Annotated in this window: 16 protein-coding genes and 1 pseudogene; all 17 read left to right on the plus strand. The window is 42.0% G+C overall.

Annotation, left to right across the window (positions count from 1 at the left end):
* Nucleotides 1-876, plus strand: an 876-nt coding sequence (locus V7137_RS19750) for an acyl-CoA dehydrogenase family protein (RefSeq protein ID WP_335699657.1), incomplete at its 5' end; no start/stop codon positions are given.
* Between the two features lie 31 nt (nt 877-907).
* Nucleotides 908-2,089, plus strand: coding sequence for a thiolase family protein (locus tag V7137_RS19755; protein WP_335699658.1), 1,182 nt, complete (start codon nt 908-910; stop codon nt 2,087-2,089).
* Between the two features lie 326 nt (nt 2,090-2,415).
* Nucleotides 2,416-3,189, plus strand: a complete 774-nt coding sequence (locus V7137_RS19760) for an SDR family oxidoreductase (RefSeq protein ID WP_335699659.1) — start codon at nt 2,416-2,418, stop codon at nt 3,187-3,189.
* Between the two features lie 300 nt (nt 3,190-3,489).
* Nucleotides 3,490-4,667 (plus strand): annotated as a pseudogene (locus V7137_RS19765) (thiolase family protein).
* Between the two features lie 135 nt (nt 4,668-4,802).
* Entirely contained in the window at nt 4,803-6,479 is a 1,677-nt protein-coding gene (locus V7137_RS19770) for a long-chain fatty acid--CoA ligase (protein WP_335699660.1), read from the plus strand.
* Between the two features lie 87 nt (nt 6,480-6,566).
* Nucleotides 6,567-7,433, plus strand: a complete 867-nt coding sequence (locus V7137_RS19775; RefSeq protein ID WP_335699661.1) for a branched-chain amino acid ABC transporter permease — start codon at nt 6,567-6,569, stop codon at nt 7,431-7,433.
* Nucleotides 7,433-8,464 carry a branched-chain amino acid ABC transporter permease gene (locus V7137_RS19780; protein ID WP_335699662.1) on the plus strand — a complete coding sequence of 344 codons (1,032 nt, stop codon included), beginning with the start codon at nt 7,433-7,435 and terminating at the stop codon, nt 8,462-8,464. Before V7137_RS19775 ends, V7137_RS19780 begins: the two co-directional genes overlap by 1 nt.
* Before the next feature lie 2 nt (nt 8,465-8,466).
* Entirely contained in the window at nt 8,467-9,234 is a 768-nt protein-coding gene (locus V7137_RS19785) for an ABC transporter ATP-binding protein (RefSeq protein ID WP_335699663.1), read from the plus strand.
* A complete protein-coding gene (locus tag V7137_RS19790; protein ID WP_335699664.1) occupies nt 9,227-9,934 on the plus strand; it encodes an ABC transporter ATP-binding protein in 708 nt (235 codons plus the stop codon). The genes V7137_RS19785 and V7137_RS19790 overlap by 8 nt, the downstream gene beginning before the upstream one ends.
* An 87-nt stretch (nt 9,935-10,021) precedes the next feature.
* Nucleotides 10,022-11,227 carry an ABC transporter substrate-binding protein gene (locus V7137_RS19795; protein WP_335699665.1) on the plus strand — a complete coding sequence of 402 codons (1,206 nt, stop codon included), beginning with the start codon at nt 10,022-10,024 and terminating at the stop codon, nt 11,225-11,227.
* A gap of 294 nt (nt 11,228-11,521) precedes the next feature.
* Nucleotides 11,522-11,731, plus strand: a complete 210-nt coding sequence (locus V7137_RS19800) for an MBL fold metallo-hydrolase (RefSeq protein WP_438825622.1) — start codon at nt 11,522-11,524, stop codon at nt 11,729-11,731.
* Nucleotides 11,712-12,119, plus strand: coding sequence for an MBL fold metallo-hydrolase (locus tag V7137_RS19805; RefSeq protein WP_335699667.1), 408 nt, complete (start codon nt 11,712-11,714; stop codon nt 12,117-12,119). Before V7137_RS19800 ends, V7137_RS19805 begins: the two co-directional genes overlap by 20 nt.
* A 12-nt stretch (nt 12,120-12,131) precedes the next feature.
* A complete protein-coding gene (locus V7137_RS19810) occupies nt 12,132-12,431 on the plus strand; it encodes a hypothetical protein (protein ID WP_335699668.1) in 300 nt (99 codons plus the stop codon).
* Between the two features lie 17 nt (nt 12,432-12,448).
* A complete protein-coding gene (locus V7137_RS19815; protein ID WP_335699669.1) occupies nt 12,449-13,969 on the plus strand; it encodes a long-chain-fatty-acid--CoA ligase in 1,521 nt (506 codons plus the stop codon).
* A 23-nt stretch (nt 13,970-13,992) separates the two neighbouring features.
* Nucleotides 13,993-14,886, plus strand: coding sequence for a R2-like ligand-binding oxidase (locus tag V7137_RS19820; protein WP_335699670.1), 894 nt, complete (start codon nt 13,993-13,995; stop codon nt 14,884-14,886).
* Between the two features lie 184 nt (nt 14,887-15,070).
* Entirely contained in the window at nt 15,071-16,279 is a 1,209-nt protein-coding gene (locus tag V7137_RS19825) for an iron-containing alcohol dehydrogenase (RefSeq protein WP_335699671.1), read from the plus strand.
* 120 nt (nt 16,280-16,399) lie between these two features.
* Nucleotides 16,400-17,308 (plus strand): GNAT family N-acetyltransferase (locus tag V7137_RS19830; protein WP_335699672.1); only part of this gene is annotated, 909 nt, incomplete at its 3' end.

Here is a 17,308-nt window from a genome sequence, read left to right on the forward strand (position 1 = left end):
GGGATCGGAACTGTTGGAATCGTTGAATTGGGTAATGAACATCAAAAGAAAAAATATCTTCCTGAAATGGCAAGCGGTGAAAAGATTGGAGCATTTGCTTTAACCGAACCAGAAGCAGGCTCAAACGCGGCCAACTTAAAAACAACTGCGGTAAGAAAGGGGGATAAATACATTTTAAATGGCTTGAAACATTATATCACGAATGCGACAGAGGCGAGAGTGTTTACCGTGATGGCAACAACTGACCCGGGAAAGGGTGTGAAGGGCATTACTTCGTTTATTGTTGAAAAAGACTTTCCTGGGCTCAAAATAGGGTCAATTGAGAAAAAAATGGGCTTGAGGGGTTCGCATTCTGCAGAATTAATTTTCGAGGATTGTGAAGTCCCAGTCGAAAATGTATTAGGGATAGAGGGACAAGGCTATGTCAATGCATTGAAAATTCTGACAAATGGCCGGGCTGGACTCGCGTCTCGTAATCTGGGATCCTGTCAAAAGCTCCTAGACATGTCGACGAGATATGCAAAGGAACGGATTCAATTTGGAAAACCAATTATTACGAACCAGGCAGTCAGCCATATGCTCGCCGAAATGGCAGTTGAAATTGAAGCGCTGCGTTCATTTACCTATCGTGTCGCCTGGATGGTAGATAAAGAGATGAAGGTCATTAAAGAGGCTGCCATGCTCAAACTCTATGGTTCAGAGGTGTACAACCGCATCGCTGATAAGGCTGTGCAAATACACGGCGGGCTTGGCTATATTGCCGATTATCCGGTCGAACGGTTTTATCGAGATGCCCGGATCACGAGAATCTATGAGGGAACATCGGAAATTCAGAAAAATATCATTGCCGCGCAATTAGAAAAGGAATACAGCTAATCTATTTATCTAGAGAAAAGAGGGTAATGGGATGAAGGATATTGTCATTTTAAGTGCTGTTCGGACACCTATTGGCAGATATGGGGGTTCACTAAAAGATCTTAATTCCGGACATCTTGGCGCGATTGTAATCGAGGAGGCAATTAAAAGGGCAGGGATTCTAGCTAGTCAAGTGGACGAAGTGATTTTGGGAGAAGTGAGGCAGTCAACTGAATCCTCTAATGTAGCGAGAGTTGCGGCGTTAAGAGCAGGAGTACCTATCACTGCCACTGCTTTTTCGATTAATCGCTTATGTGCATCTGGTATGCAGGCTGTCGCCTCAGCTGCCCAGCAAATCGCTTTTGGACAAGCAGATATTGTTGTCGCTGGGGGTACGGAAAGTATGAGTAATGCTCCTGTGTACCTAAGAAATACACGATTCGGCGGGGACAATGCAAAACTTGTCGATTCAAATATAGAAGCAGGCCAGCAGCCTCATGAGATTTACGGAAGTCAATTGGGTATGGGGATTACTGCTGAAAATGTTGCTGAACGATACAATATTTCACGCTCAGATCAAGATGCGTTCGCCCTTGAAAGCCAGCGACGAGCAGCAGCAGCGATTAAAAAAAATAAGTTCAGGGATGAAGTAGTTCCCATTCAAATAACAGGAAAAAAGAAGTCCTTTCTATTTAGTGAAGATGAGCACCCTAGATCGGAAACCACTATTGAATCACTAAGCAAGCTTAAACCGGTATTTAAAGAAAATGGGACGGTTACGGCTGGAAATGCCTGTGGTCGAAATGATGGAGCATCAGTTTTGGTCCTTACTTCTAGCAACCATGCATCACGGTTAGGTTTGAAGCCAATTGCAAAAATCATAGACTGGGCAGCTGCGGGGGTTACTCCAGAATTGATGGGCATTGGACCTTTTCCAGCCGTGAAAAAATTACTGGAACGTACAGGTCGATCCTTGAATGAAATTGACTTGATCGAATTAAATGAGGCATTTGCTTCACAAGCACTTGCGGTAATCCGCGAACTTGAATTGGATGTCGATCGTGTGAATGTAAATGGCGGGGCTATTGCTTTAGGCCACCCGCTTGGGGAAACCGGGGCAAAGATAATGACGACCTTAATCTATGAACTGGCACGACGGGAGGAAAAAAGGGGAATCGCCACGCTTTGTGTCGGAGGGGGACAAGGAATGGCGATCATGGTTGAACTTCTTTGATGAATATTAGTATCCAATTGCTGCTGGTTTTTTCGCAGATACAGGCAGCAAATTTAATGTTAAAAGAATAAACCTTTTATTGGTGGGAAAGTTGACGGCTTAAATGACTATTCGTCCTTTTAATAATCTAGTTAAAATGTTTTTACAATATTAATGAAAAAATTGACGAATCATTAGATGTTGAATATTATGAAAATTTTGATATTATAATGAATATCTACATACCAACTGGTTAGTATTTGGGGTGAGAGAGCAGGATGCAGTTCACCAAAAGAATGAACAAGGAGCTCGAATAGCTTGATTTTTTTAAAAAGGAGGAACGATAGATGAATGTAAAAGCGTTGTTTGATTTAACAGGAAAAGTTGCCATTGTTACAGGGGGCGGCAGGGGACTTGGCCAGCAGATAGCCGAAGGCTTTGCCGAAGCGGGTGCACATGTAGTGGTTTGTTCAAGAAAATTGGAGGCCTGTGAGGAAGTAAGTGATGGGCTGAAAAAACTAGGGGTGGATACCTTCGCCTTAAAATGTGATGTTACCAACCCGGAGGATGTTAGGAAGGTTGTCGAACAGACAATGGAACGATTTGGGAGAATTGATATTCTTGTCAACAATAGTGGTGCCTCTTGGGGCGCTCCAGTAGAGGAAATGCCGCTCGAAGCTTGGAAAAAGGTCATGGATGTCAATGTAACTGGTACATTCTTAATGTCACAAGCGGTCGGCAAAGTAATGCTTCAACAAAAATCTGGAAAAATAATCAACATTGCTTCTGTGGCTGGTTTAAAAGGAAGTAACCCAAAGTATATGAATGCGATTGGCTATAACTCTAGCAAAGGGGCAGTGATTACTTTTACGAAGGACTTGGCAGTCAAATGGGGTCCTAGCGGTATTTATGTAAATGCAATCGCCCCAGGATTTTTCCCGACAAAAATGTCCAAAGGGTTGTTGGATCAAGGGGGAGAAGCAATTCTAGAAGGAACACCATTAAGAAAATTTGGTACTGAAAATGACCTTAAAGGCGTTGCCTTATTCCTTGCTGCACCAGCTTCCGATTTTGTAACAGGTGATGTCGTGGTCGTCGATGGCGGCGCACATGCGATGTAGGGGATTCGCTCATTGAAGTGGAGAATTCTCCCATAAAACTAAGGAATTCGCTCATAAATTCGGGAAATTCGCCCGTAGAACTACGGTATTCGCCCATTGAACAGGGAATTTGCTCGTAGAATTATGAATTTGCGGATTGAACTGGAAAATTCGCTGATAGAACCAAGAAATTCGCTGTTAGAATCCCGTTTACACCAATAAATGGATCTTTTAAGGGTTTTGGATACAGAAAAATCGATAATTTTTCCTGAAAATGTTCAACTTGTAATAAAAATTGCAAATTCAAGAGGTGAAAGAGCTATGAAGAGAGATGCAGTCATTGTTTCAGCTGTAAGAACCGCGATTGGCAGACAGGGAAGTGCTCTTGCTGGTGTTCCTGCCCATGTATTAGGTGCAGAGGCCATTAAAGAAGCCGTTAAACGCGCAAATATTAAACCTGAGATGGTTGATGATGTTATTTTTGGAAATGTTCTTTCAGGCGGTGGAAATATTGCTAGATTAACAGCCCTCCAGACAGGGTTATCACTAGAGTTACCAGGCATAACAGTTGACCGACAGTGCGGGTCAGGAATTAATGCAATTAATCTAGCCGCTCAAGCGATTCGTGCTGGTGATGGCGATATCTATATTGCGGGCGGAACTGAAAGCATGAGCCGCGCACCCTATTTGATGGATCGGCCCGAAAAACCGTTCAGCCCTGTACCGCCAAGTTTTAGAAAATCACAGTTGTCATCAAAAGAAATTGGGGACCCGCCAATGGGCATTACGGCTGAAAACCTGGTGGAAAAATATCAGATTACTAGAGAAGAGCAGGATCATTTCTCTCTTCAAAGCCAACAGCGAATGGCGATTGCGATCCAGGAAGGGCGGTTCGATGAGCAAATTGTTCCAATCACAATTCCAGTAAAAAAGGGTGAACCAGTCATTTTTAACATGGACGAACATCCGCGCCCGCAAACAACTTATGAGGCATTGGCAAAGCTGCAGCCAGCTTTTCTAAAAGGCGGTACCGTTACTGCAGGAAATAGTTCCGGCTTAAATGATGCGGCATCAGCACTTGTGATAATGTCAAGAGAAAAAGCAGAGGAATTAAATCTAACTCCGCTTTCGGTGATCCGAGCATATGCTGTTGCCGGTGTAGACCCGAANNCCCGAATATTATGGGAATCGGACCCGTTCCTGCTGTAAAAAAGGTACTCGAAAAATCAGGGTATTCGTTAAAAGATATGGACGTTATTGAAATAAATGAAGCATTTGCGGCACAGGTCTTAGCCTGTAATCGCGAACTCGAGATGGACCTTGAAAAAGTCAATGTAAACGGCGGCGCCATCGCCCATGGACATCCACTCGGGGCAACAGGTGCCATCCTTGTTACAAAAGCAGTCTATGAACTAAAACGATCAGCCGGTAAATACGCGCTGATTACCGCTTGTATCGGCGGCGGACAAGGGATTGCTACGATTATTGAACGAGAATAAATCATGGTGACAGTCACCCTGAGAAAAGGAGGCAACATTGTCTCCTTCTAAGTTAAAAAAAAGAAAATAGGGTTTTCATAAAATGACAGCGTTTACAATAAGCTCTACCATTCTATAAAACAAGGAGTGATGTCCATGCTGACTCTTCATTATGATTTTTGGCCAAAAATCTCTAAATCTTTAAAAGTTCCCTCTACTTCCCTGTATGACAATCTTAAAGTCAGTGCAAACCGCTACCCTGACCAATATGCTATTTACTACTATGGGAAAACATTATCCTACGAGCAGCTTGATACCGAAGTAAACGCTTTGGCTGGGTATCTGCAACACAAACTCGGCGTCCAAAAAGGCGAAAAGGTTTTACTTTTTATGCAGAATTCACCGCAGTTTGTGATTGGCTACTATGCGATTTTACGAGCTAATGCCGTGGTTGTTCCAATCAATCCCATGTTAGTCGCAGATGAATTAGAATTTTATGTACGTGATTGTGAAATCAAGACCGCTTTAGCGGGGCAGGAACTATATGACCGAATCCGTCCATTGGTAGGGAATACTTCGTTAGAGAATATGGTCATTGCCGCCTACTCCGATTATGCCGGCGAAGGTTTCGAAGGATTGCTGCCGAAAGAGGTAGATGCTGCCCGAGTTCCTTTTTCAAATGATGGGCATTATCTTTGGAATGAGGCGATTCTGGCAAATCTTACACCAACAGAGCATACTGCCAAAGGCGATGATTTAGCCTGTCTACCGTATACCTCAGGGACAACAGGTCTGCCAAAAGGCTGTTTGCATACGAACCGAACAATCAATGCAAACACAGTGGGTGCATACCACTGGTCATCATCAACACCAAATGCTGTTCATTTAATGTCCCTGCCTCTTTTTCACGTAACAGGAATGGTCCACAGTATGCATATGCCTATCTACAGCGGGAGCACGATGGTCATCCTGACACGATGGAATCGAGACCTTGCAGTCGAAATGATAAAAACACTAAATTGTACCCACTGGGTGACAATAGCGACAATGATTGTTGATTTCCTTTCTAATCCAAAACTAAAAGCAGAGGATATTTCCTCGTTAACTTCCATTTCCGGCGGGGGCGCTGCCTTACCTGAAGCTGTTGGTGAAAAATTATTTAATCTAACTGGATTGCGCTTTGTCGAAGGCTATGGTCTTTCCGAAACGATTGCACAGACCCATTTCAATCCAGCTGAACGACCAAAAATGCAATGCCTGGGCATTCCATCATTTGATGTCGATGCTAGAATCATCGAACCTGCGACTGGAAAAGAACTAGGTGTCGGGGAAGTCGGAGAAATTGTCGTAAACGGACCGCAGGTAATGGTTGGCTACTTTAATCGCGATGATGAAAATAGAAGTTCCTTTATTGATATCGATGGAAAAAAATTCTTTCGAACTGGTGATATCGGCCGTTATGACGAAGAAGGCTATTTCTTTATCGTAGATCGTGTCAAACGTATGATCAATGCTTCGGGATATAAGGTTTGGCCAACCGAGGTTGAATCTTACCTCTATAAGCATCCGGCCATTCAACAGGCCTGTGTTGTAGGTGTGCCAGATCCAAGACGGGGTGAAACGGTAAAGGCCTTTGTTATTTTAAACAACGGCTTTGAAGGGAAAGTCAGTGCAGAGGAAATAATCGAATGGTCGAAACAACATATGGCTGCTTATAAATACCCGAGACAAATTGAGTTCAGAAAGCAGTTCCCAATAACATCAAGCGGCAAAATATTATGGCGCACCCTCCAAGAAGAGGAAAAAGTGAAAGTCTCAAATAAAGTTCAGTAACTTATCTCAACAAGGGGAGCGCCAATTGGAAGCTCCCTGTTCATACCTTTGAATAGACTACTTTGACAAAGGTTAAAGGGGGAGACTATGGAGATACTTATACAACAGTTATTTAATGGTTTAACCATCGGCAGCGTATACGCTCTTGTTGCCCTAGGATTAACACTAGTTTATGGAATTCTGCACATTCCAAATTTTGCGCATGGAGCCTTATACATGATGGGTGGATACATAACCTTAACGATGATGACAAAATTTGGACTACATTATTGGATTGCCATTTTCGTTTCTGTTCTTGTTGTTGGTCTCATAGGAGTTTTGATGGAAAGGTTTGTTTTTCATCCGCTTAGAGAAGCGCCGCCCATCCACGATAAGATTGCTGCAATTGGAATTCTACTATTCTTAGAAGCCTTCGCCCAATTTTATTGGGGTGCTGAATACCAGTCAATGCCAACACCTTACGGAGAGGTCGTCCAGATCCTTGGGTTAACATTTACGATGCAGCGAATTCTCATCGTTGTTGCAGCTATAGTTGTCATGGTCCTTTTATACCTTTTCTTAAAAAAGACCTATACTGGGGCAACTGTTATCGCGATGTCCCAAAATCGAGAAGGAGCCAATCTGGTTGGGATTAACACAAACAAGGTTGCGATGCTTACCTTTATGATTTCTGGTGGTCTTGCTGCGATTGCCAGCTCCCTCTCTGCACCTATTAATTTAGTATTCCCAGGAATGGGACAACTTGTTATTTTAAAAGCGTTTGTCATCATTATCCTTGGCGGTATGGGAAGTATTCCTGGAGCCATTGTCGGAGGGTATATTTTAGGATTTAGCGAGAGCTTAGGTGCGACCTATGTTTCAAATGACTACAAGGACATTATTGCCTTCGTCCTCTTAGTCATTATATTAACTGTAAAGCCAACCGGATTGTTTTCAAAGGGGGGCCAGCATTAATGTCAAAGGTAATTAACCAAAGAAACACCATTTCTTTTTTAATTTTACTGGCTGTTGTATTTCCTTTATTGACTAATAACACCTACTTAGTTCACGTCATGACCCTCTCGTTTATTTGGATGATTGGTGTCTACGGGCTAAATTTACTCGCGGGTTATACCGGCTATCTATCATTGGCACATGCAGGCTTCTTTGCGATAGGAGCCTATTCATTAGGGATCTTAACGGTAAAAGTGCAGTTGAATTTTTGGCTAGCCTTTCTATTATCCTTATTCATTACTAGTCTAATCGGACTTGTTGTGGGCATCATCTCCTTTCGGACGAAGGAACACTTTTTCGCCATCTATACTTTGTGCTTAGGATATATCCTTTATCTTATTATCGATAAATGGGATAGCTTAACGGAAGGGGTACGGGGGCTGATTGGGATTCCAGCACCGGCAGGAATTGGTCCAATTAATTTTGAATCCGAGATCTCTCATTATTATTTGGTCTTGTTTTTCTTGCTCCTTGTAGTACTTGTTATGTATCGAATTGTGCATTCTTTATCTGGAAGAACCTATATCGCCATTCGTAATAGTGAAGATTTAGCGAAGACGATTGGAATCTCAACGATGAAAAATAAACTAACAGTCTTCGTGTTATCAACCCTGTTTGCCGGTCTGTCTGGGGCCCTTTATGCCTCTTTTGTCCGCTTTATCGGACCAGATATTGGATCCATTTCAATTACCTTTGATTTACTAACCTATTTACTTATTGGCGGGATTGGTACCTTAAGTGGGCCGCTTGTGGGAACACTGCTTATTGTTTGGCTCTCACAGCAACTGCAGGGTTTTCAGGAGTACCGGATGCTCATTTTTGGTCCTGTTTTAACCTTGTTGGTCATTTTTTACCCGCGTGGAATTGTCGGTGCTGTTTCAAGCGCGTATACAAAGCTTAAGGGGAAAAAGGAACTGCACAGGACAAAAGTTAGTGGGAATGGCGCAATCAGGGCTGAAATACACCCTGACAAGCAGGTAAAGGAGGGGTGAAAATGATTTTTTTAGAAACGAAGAATTTAACAAAAAGATTCGGAGGACTAATAGCTGTAAACAATGTTGATTTTGCAATCGAAAAAGGGAAAATCAATGCCATAATTGGTCCCAATGGGGCAGGGAAATCTACATTTTTTAACTTAATTAGCGGCTTTCATCGACCGAGCTCAGGTTCAGTCATTTTTAATAGCCAAGATATTACCACCTTACCTTCCGATAAAATTGCAAAGTTGGGGGTGGCCCGCACGTTTCAAACAACCAATCTTTTTGAGCAATCAACCGTTTTGGACAATGTCATAGTCGGGCATCGGTTACGGACAAAATCAAACTTGCTGGATGCTATCTTTAGGACACCACGTCTTAAATCGGAGGAAGCACAATGCCGCGAAAAAGCAATGGAAGTACTCGAATTTGTGGAATTAAAAAATGTTGCCAGTAAACTAGTTGGCAGTTTAACGCAAGAAGAGAAAAAACGAACCGCCTTTGCGTTAGCCCTTGCAACCGATCCTGAGGTTGTCTTTCTAGACGAACCAGCAGCAGGGGTTAATCCCGATGAAACAGAAGGCCTCGCCGAGTTAATGAAAAAAATGGTCTCTTCCGGAATTACGGTGTGTTTAATCGAGCACAAGATGCAAATGATCATGAAAATTGCAGATAAAATTATGGTTTTGAATTACGGTGAAAAGATTGCTGAAGGAAGCCCTGATGAAATTCGTAACAACGAGATGGTAATTAAGGCTTATTTGGGAGGGAGCGCGATTGCTTAATTTAAAAGATGTCTTTGTCAAATATGGAAGCTTTACCGCCATTCATGACGTGAATATCGAAGTAAACGAAGGGGAAATCGTCGTCTTATTAGGTTCAAATGGCGCTGGAAAAAGCACCATCTTTCGTACGATTAGCGGATTAAACAAGCCCTCAGCTGGAGAGATCACTTTTCAAGAAAAAAAACTAAACAAGCGATCAGCTGATCAAATTGTCCAATTAGGTATAGGTCAATGCCCAGAAGGGAGAAAGCTTTTTCCTGCCATGTCTGTTGAGGAAAACCTGCGAATGGGTGCCTACATTCATCGGCGCCATAAAGTAGAAATCAAACATTCACTTTTGCATGTATACGAACTTTTTCCCATCTTACATGAAAAAAGAAATGATGCAGCGGGTTCTCTAAGCGGAGGACAGCAGCAAATGTTAGCTATAGGCAGGGCATTAATGTCAAAACCGAAGCTGATGCTTCTCGATGAACCATCTGTAGGACTTGCCCCACTCATTGTAGAGCAAATGTTTACGGTGATTCAAAAGATTAATAAAGAGGGAACGACTATATTGTTAGCAGAACAAAATGCGAATGCTGCTCTAAAAATAGCTGATAAAGGCTATGTTTTTGAAAGTGGCTCCATTGTATTACAAGGCACATCCCAGGAGTTATTTGCAAACGATCGAGTAAGAAAAGCTTACATTGGGGCATGACAAACCATGCTTTTAAAAGGGGTGAAGAACGGTCGATTTATCATTAAAAGTAACTGAAAATTCAGGTAAATAAAAGGGGGAAATGAAATGAAAAGATTCAAGTCTCTGTTAATGATGGGTTTTATCTTTGTCATGATCTTTAGTTTGGCAGCATGTAATAGTACTTCCGAAAAACCAGCTAACACCAAACCAGCTGCAGGCGGTAAAAATGATGGCGCTGCTACCGTTAACATTGGTTATACTGGACCATTAAGCGGGCCGGCTGCATTCTATGGGGAGCGAACCTTGAACGGTGTGAAGATGGCTGCCGAGGAGATTAATAGTGCAGGCGGGATTGAAGTCGCCGGGAAAAAATATAACCTAAATATCGTATCATTAGACGATAAATACTTACCGAATGAGGCAGGAGCCAATGCCAAGCGATTAATTCAGGAAAATAAAACCCCAATTATTTTTACACCTCATAGTGGAGGCGTATTTGCCCTTCAGGTATTCAACCAACAAGATAAATTTATCATCGGTGCCTATACGAGTGAACCAAAAGTTTCAGAGGTAGGTAATAATCTGACAGTTCGTATTCCCCCTCGTTATGATGGATACTTAGAACCTTTCACGAGTTATGAAATGGAAAAGTTCGGAAAGAAGATTGCCTTCCTGCCAACAGCTTCACAATATGGCAAGGATTGGTCTGACAAACTAAAGGCTCATTGGGAAAAAGAAGGTGGAAAGGTTGTTTATAATTCTTCTATCGACTTTACGAAAGAGACAGACTTCTTTACTATCGTCACCAATGCGTTAAAGAAAAAGCCAGATGTGCTATTCATAGGCGGTGCCTCTGAGCCAACTGCGAAAGTTGCGAAACAAGCGAGAGAGTTAGGATTTAAAGGTGGATTCATTGTGATGGACCAAGCAAAATTCGATGAGATGAAAGCGGTTACTGGTTCTTATGATGTACTAAATGGTTCTATCGGGGTCATGCCGTTAGTTGAATCAAATAGCCCTGCAATCCCTGAATTTGCAAAAAAATATAAGGAGAAGTATGGGGAGACCCCTGGCTCTGAAGCAGGTCTAAATTATATTGCAACCTATATTTTTGCAGAAGCGATGAAGGCAGCTGGATCCGTCGATGACGCTGAAAAAATCCAAGCGCAAATGCAAGCGGGAGTTGAAAATATACCTGATAATGTAAAGATTTATGACTTCACGAAGTTTGCTGGCGGCGGTTTTGATGGAGAACTAGAAGTGGCAGCTATTGAGGATGGAAAAATTGTCCCTATTAAGTTGAAGAAATAATCGCTTATGATGGAATACCCCCTTGTTATTTTTACGTAAATTCATTTACGTATGTTTTCAAGGGGGCCATTTACTGAAATTATTTTTTGAAAAAAATAAAAATTTTGAGACTAATAGGAAAAACGTATTCATATTTCGTGTGATGGAGAAATATAGTTTTGATAGTGCTTTGGTCAATCCTCCTGTCAAAAGTAATTGTTATATAGTGTTTGAGAAAGGAGGGGGAACAGATTGTTTAGAATTGTTCCACTTGAATTAGAAACCCATTTCGCCGAGGGGACGGTTAATGCCTTTTTGGCAATTGGTGATTCAGTTACATTAATTGATACAGGTAACCCTGGTAAGGCGTCATTTCAACAACTTAAAAGTAAACTACATACGCACGGAGTTACATTAAAGGATATTGATCAAATTGTCCTTACCCACATTCATATCGACCATGCGGGAGCAATCCCTTTCATACAGGAAGAAATANNAAATAGAGTTGCCTATCTATGTCCATGAACAGGCAAGTGGGTCCATTAATGCAAGAATAGAAGAGTATGAACGAGTACAGGCATTTTTTCATCAGTTTTTAACGAGCTGTGGTGCCAATCCATTAAAGCACATCATCGAACGTCCATTTAAAATGGATAATTGGAGGAATGTTACATATATAACAGAGGATGATGTAATTTTCTTAGGTGGGAAGGAGTTTGAAGTGGTTTATGTTCCCGGACATAGTCAATCTGATATTTTACTATGGAACCAGGAAACAGGCGCTACATTTGCAGGCGATCATTTATTAAAGGCCTTTTCCGTGAATGCCTTTATCGAGCCGCCTAATCCTGGCGAGGTTATTCGTCCACGGCCGTTAATGCAATACCGAAACTCGCTTGAAAGAGTAAGCTGACTGCCACTGAAAATGATCTACCCAGGTCATGGTGAGTCATTTAGCGATCATTTGTCACTAATCAAAACAAGATTACTAGAACAGGAAAAACGGTGTGAGCAAATTCTAGCGATTCTTTCAAGCGGTGATAAAACCATCTATGAAATTTGCAAGGAAATGTATCCTCGTTTACACGGGAAAACGGTGTTCCTAGGGTTATCACAAATACAAGGCCACTTGGACTTACTTGAAGAAAGACAGCAGGTACGCAATGAACCAAAAGGGTCGGTTGCTATTTATCGTCGATCTAGTTTAACAGAGCCTAGATTATAAAAAAAGGAGCGGATGGTGTGGAGTTAAAAGACCTGCTAGAAACAAATATCGCCGAATTCGGTGAATATCCTTTTTTATTTTACAAAGAAAAGACCTTCACAAATGTTGAAACGAAGCATTACGCTGACCAATTTGCTTGTGGCTTGCAAAGTCTTGGAATTGCTAAGGGTGACAGGGTAATGGTTTGTATGCCCAATCGTCCTGAGGTCCTCTTTTCCTATCAAGGGATTACTCGAGCGGGAGCGACGATTGTCCCGGTTATGTTTACTCTCCATCCAAAGGAACTTCACTACATCGCACGGAATTCCGGGGCAAAAGCTGTAATTACTTCCTCCACAGTCCGGAGTAATGTTGAAACGTCACTAGAAGGATTGCCAGAAAAACCGCAGTTGATTGTTGTGGATCAGCCTTCAGATGATCGGGCGAAAAACTTTTATGATGCGTTGGTCCCTGCCAAAAATCAACTTGATGAAAAATGGAACGCGGATGATATAGCCGTCATTCTGTATACCTCAGGTACGACCGGAAATCCAAAAGGAGTGCTTCTAACACATAAAAACTTATATTCCAATGCCGAGAATTCAGCAAAACATAATGAAACTGAGCGGGGTATCACACTTGGAGTCCTGCCACTTGCGCATGTGTATGGACTGACAATCTCGAATATTTGTTATCTTACTGGCAGCTCCATCGTTATTTTTTCAAGCTTTGATATAGAAGCCGTATTTAAGTCCATTGAAAAGTATAAAGTGAAGACATTCTCAGCCGTTCCCGCGATGATTCATGCCATGGTATCTTATCCAAGAGCTGACCAATTTAACACCTCTAGTCTTGAGTCTGTTGGTTCCGGTTCTGCGCCGCTGCCAGTTGCCTTAATGCATGCTTTTGAACAAAAATTTGGCGCAAAAGTTTTCGAGGGCTATGGGTTATCAGAGGCTGCTCCTGTTGTTACTGCACACCGGAAAGGCATTGAAATAAAACCAGGCTCTGTTGGGATTCCGATTCCCGGGGTAGAGGTGAAAATTGTCGATGAAAATGGCGAGGAAGTTTCAATGGGTGATGTGGGGGAACTAATTGTCCGTGGTAAAAATGTTACGCCAGGCTACTATCAAAATATGCAAGAAACAAATAGAGTTTTAAAGAATTCATGGTTATTTACAGGCGATATGGCGCGGATTGATGACGAGGGCTATGTCTATATTGTTGACCGAAAAAAGGACTTAATTATTCGCGGCGGCTTTAATGTGTATCCTCGTGATGTCGAAGAAATATTGAATGCTCATGAACAAGTGTTTGAGGCAGCCGTTGTGGGTGTTCCGGATGAACGAATGGGTGAAGAAATGGTTGCCTGTGTCGTAAAAAAGCCAGACTCTGAAGTAACCGAGAAAGAACTAATCATCTATTGCCAAGACCATTTAGCGAAAAACAAAACACCGCGAAGAATTGTTTTTTTAGAGACACTACCCAGGAATGGTGTCGGGAAAATATTAAAAACGCATCTTCGTAAGCAGGCATCAGAAATTGTCATCAATCCGTAAATGAAAAAAGGAGGAGAAGGAAAATGAAAAAAAGAACCATCTTAACAACGAGCAGCCGAGGATTGCTAGAGGATTCTTTCCCGTACCGATTATACCAAAAAGCAAAGCGGTTAGGGACGTGGAACCCGGCGGATATCGATTTCAGTCAGGATCAAAGAGATTGGAAAGTGATGAATGCCGAGCAGAAAGCAGATATCTTGCGGTTGATTTCTCAATTTCAAGCTGGTGAAGAGGCAGTTACTTTGGACTTGCTTCCCTTAATAATGGCCATTGCGAAGGAAGGGCGTCTTGAAGAAGAAATGTTCTTAACGACTTTTTTATACGAAGAAGCAAAACATACCGAATTTTTTCGGTTAGTATTGAATGCTATTGGGGAACGAGGGGACCTATCCGAATTTCATACAGAAACCTACCAGAAGATTTTCTATGAAATTCTCCCATCGACAATGGAACGGCTTATCACCGACCAATCTCCAGAAGCCATTGCCGAGGCATCGGTTGTCTACAACATGTTTGTCGAAGGGGTTTTAGCAGAGACCGGCTATTTTTCCTTTTATGCGGCCCTAGAAACTGCTGGTTTCATGCCTGGTCTGCTCGAGGGAATCGGTAATTTAAAAAAGGATGAGTCCAGGCATATCGGCTATGGAACATTCCTATTGCAGCGCTTGATTTGTGAGCATCCACATCTCTTTGATTTTGTGGCTGCCAAGATGGGCGAACTGACTCCATTAGCGATTAGGCTGAATCAAGAAGGTATCGCAGGAAGGGAGACAAGTGCATTCGGAGGGGATCCGAAGGACACTATGAACTATACGTTAAAACAACTCTCTGTCCGAATGGAGATCTTAGCCCGTGCGAAAGGCAAAAAAATCGAAGAGATTTATAGATTTTCAGAAAGTGAGTTAGGTGTATTGTAAGGAGAATCGGAAGCGCCTGTTCATGCGCATTTGTTCCCGAGCCTCTAGGGGCTGGTGCTAGACAGAAATAGATTTTGAAGAGCCCAGGTAAAGCATGTTCACACTTCGATGTCTCCGGAATTAGAGCGACGCAATTGGTACGGAATTCCGTTTGGCCAAAACTAATTTAGAGGTGAGGATGACAATGAAACCAACCTTATCCCAGTTTATGTTACGTACGGGAATTTATAGTGGTTCAAACTCCATGGCGATGGTCCCGAGTCTTTTTGAAGGTCTCGGTGCTAAACGTGTGCTCCTCTTAAGTGACAGAGGTTTAGAGGCGGCAGGTATCGTTGGAAAAGTGGCCGATATTTTTTCGCTGACAGGACATGGTTCTGGTCCAGAATTGGTTGGCCAATTTTTAGATATAAAGCAGGATGCGGAAAGCCGCTGCATAAATGAAGCTGTCCGCTATGCAAGAGAAATCCGTGCTGATTCTTTACTTGCGGTTGGCGGAGGCAGTGTCCTTGATACCGTAAAAGGGGTAAAATATGCGCTCCATAAGGGTTTAACGGATATTAAAGAGGCAATTCCCGGCGGCTTATTGTATGAGTCATTTCCTAAAGCAACTTACATGCCAATTCCGCATATTGCGATCCCGACCACAGCGGGTACTGGTTCAGAGGTTTCACCGATTGCCGTTATTTTTAATGAAGATATCCAAATGAAGACGAATATTATTAATCCATTTATAAATGCCGATATGGCAATCTTGGATCCTGATTTAACCGTTGGACTCCCGCCGGTGATAACGGCATTTACAGGGTTTGATGCATTAACACATGCGATCGAGGCGCTTGTCTCACCTACAGGAACAGGTCTAACTGACGCCTATGCCCTCCATGCCATTCGTCTAATTGAAAAAAATCTCCCGGTTGCCGTTACGGATGGGTCAAACCTTGATGCTCGTATGGATTTATTACAGGCAAGCTTAATGGGAATCACTGCATTCAGTTTTGCCTTAAATGCGATTCCTGTCCACAATATGGCCCACGCTTATGGGGCCTTGTTCCGGATCCCGCATGGCCTGGCAAATGCAGTGTTTTTACCAGTAGTCATGGAAATGGTTCCAGATTTATATTTGCCAAGGGCTGCTGAATTAGCACAAGCTTTGAATGTGGATGTAAAGGGTGATACTCCACAAACAGCGTTAGCAAAAGTGATTGGAAAAATTAAATTGCTTCAGTATAAGGTTGGATTACCTTCTGATTTCAAACAATTCAATATTAGCGAAGAGGCCCTTCAGTTGGCGGTTCCAGCGGTCATGAAGGACCCCGCTGCATTAAGCTTTCCAATGCCAAAAGAATTGATTGCCGCAATTGGGCAAAAGGTCGTTCCTTTGACTGTGAAATAGTTTAGTAACTGATAAAAAACCATTATGAAAGTTTCCATATTCATAGTGGTTTTTTAATGACAATTTTTAGAAAGATTGTTATTTTTATAGATATCAGACATAGATATGGGAGGGAGATCAATGAGTGAGATAAGAAGATTGAATGAACAAGAAATGCGAAACTACATAGATATTGTTACTAATGCATATCCCGGGATTATGAATCCATCCTCTGAGGTGAAAGAAGAAACATTTAAAAGGTTATTCGACCGGCAATTTAATGATGAGTCATTGGATTTTATGGGATTATTTCGGAATAACAAATTATTAGGTGGTATGCGGGTTCACTACCATAAAATGAATCTTTTTTCAAAAATAATACCCGTTGGCGGTGTTGGCCTCGTAGCCGTTGATCTCTTACATAAAAAAGAAAAAGTCGCAAAAGAATTAATCGAATCCTTCATGAATATCTTCTTGGAAAAGGGAGTAAGCATGGTATTGCTGTACCCATTTCGTCCTGATTTTTATAAGAAAATGGGTTTCGGTTATGGGCCGAAAATGCATCAGTATCGTATCTCACCACAAAGTTTTCCGAAAGGGCCCAGTAAATCAAATCTTCGGTTTTTGAGTATAGAAGACAAAGAAAAAGTTGCAGAATGTTATACCAAAATAGCGGAACAAACCAATGGTATGTTTGTAAAAACGGATGCCGAACTAGAGGTGATGTTCAAAAATCCAGAAAATAGACTCATTGGTTTCGAACAAGAGGATCAAATCAAAGGATACCTATTGTTCTCATTTGAAAAAAGGAGTCAGACAAATTTTGTTTTTAATGATTTAGTGATGAAAGAGTTTATTTTCGATTCACCCGAAGAACTGTTAGAAATGAGTACCTTCCTACATAGTCAGGCTGATCAGGTAAATAGGATTGTTTGGAATACACAAGAGGACAGCGTCCATTTCTTGATTGACGACCCTCGTAATGGTTCCAATAATCTCATACCAAGCGTCTACCATGAAAGTAATAGTTCCGGGGTTGGCTTAATGTAT

This window comes from Neobacillus drentensis (assembly GCF_036962765.1).
Lineage (GTDB): Bacteria > Bacillota > Bacilli > Bacillales > Cytobacillaceae > Neobacillus > Neobacillus drentensis_C.